Origin of the sequence: Burkholderia sp. A2 (assembly GCF_001729305.1) — a bacterium.
Classification (GTDB): domain Bacteria; phylum Pseudomonadota; class Gammaproteobacteria; order Burkholderiales; family Burkholderiaceae; genus Burkholderia; species Burkholderia sola.
In genome coordinates this window covers 1-1,518 of record NZ_LZXX01000056.1, presented here as the reverse complement: position 1 = coordinate 1,518, position 1,518 = coordinate 1, and the positions used below count along the sequence as shown (strand labels likewise).

Genomic DNA, 1,518 nt, shown 5'->3' with positions numbered 1-1,518 from the left:
ATGCGCGTGCGCGGCGGCCGATGCGGGCGCATCGCTCGATCGCAACGCATCGGCCGCGCCCTGCATCCGCGCCAGATGCGCGGCAAGCTGCTCGACGTTCGAACAGTCCCACAGCACGGCGGCGTCGAACGTCAGCCCGATCGTGTGCTGCACCTTCAACGAAAACTGGAGCGCGCTCACCGAGTCGAAACCCATCTCGACCCACGCGGCCGTGCGCGATACCTGCGTCTCGGCGATCTTCAGCCGCTCGGCGACGATCCGTACGATCCGGTCCGCGATCTCGCGCTCGATCAGCGTCGAATCGGAATGCGGCGCAACCTCGGCGACAGTCGGCGCCACCGCATCGTCACGCGCCGCGCCGGCCTCCATCGCATGGGCGCCGTCGGTCCAGCTGGCGACGGCGCGCAGTTCGCCTTGCAGATACGCGCGACGACACAGCGCGCGCGCGATCTTGCCGCTGGAAGTCTTTTCGATGGTCGCCGGCTCGACCAGCACGATCGCGTGCGGCGTGACCCCGAAGTCCTCGCCGATCGCGACCACCATCGCCCGCAGCGCGGCGTCGAGGTCCAGCGTCCGGCGCGCGGTGCGACCGACTTCCTGGATGATCACGAGCTTCTCTTCGCCGTCCGCTTGCACCGATACGGCGGCGCCGCACCCGCGGCGCAACGCCGGCACCGCGTCCTGCACGCACGCCTCGATATCCTGCGGATACAGGTTGCGCCCGCGAACGATCAGCATGTCCTTCACGCGGCCGGTCACGTACAGGCGGCCGTCGACGATCGCGCCCAGATCGCCGGTGCGCAGGAACGGACGAGCGCCAGGCTCGTCATCGACATGCGCGCCGAACGTCGACCGTGTCGCTTCCGGATTACCGTAGTAGCCCACGCCGATCGCGCCGCCGCGCACCCAGATCTCGCCGACGCCGTTCGGGTCGGCCACCGGGCGACCATCGGGCCCTGCGATCCGGATCTCGGTGCCGGGCGCCGTGCCGCCGCACGACACGAGGCTCTTCGCGTTCGCGGCGCCGGGCTGAACCGGTTCGACGATGCCGGCGGCAAGCTTCACGTTGTCGACGTCCAGATAATGGGCGCCTTCGCCGTAAGGGACGCCCGATACGATCAGAGTCGCCTCGGCCATCCCGTAGCATGGATAGAACGACCCCGGAGCGAAGCCGTGCGGGCTTGCTGCGTCGATAAAATCGGTGACGGTCTGGCGATGAATCGGCTCCGCGCCGCAGAACGCGACCCGCCAGCTGGACAGATCGAGCCGGCCGCCGTCGTCGCTTCCGTCGAGCGCGGCCGCGGCAAGCGCATACGCGAAATTCGGCCCGCCGGACGTCGTCGCACGGTGTTCGGCAATCGCGCGCAGCCATCGGCCCGGCTGCTGGACGAACGCAACGGGCGACATCAGCACCACCGAAAGCCCGATCGACGCCAGTTGCAACGGCATCGACAGTCCCATGTCGTGATACAGCGGCAGCCACGACAGCATGCGGGTGTCGCGATCGTGCTGCATCAG

General features: G+C 68.8%; 1 protein-coding gene. It reads right to left on the bottom strand.

Features of this window, described 5'->3' with window-relative positions:
- On the bottom strand, positions 1-1,518 hold a 1,518-nt coding region (locus A9Z05_RS04330; protein WP_069617023.1), incomplete at both ends, for a non-ribosomal peptide synthetase.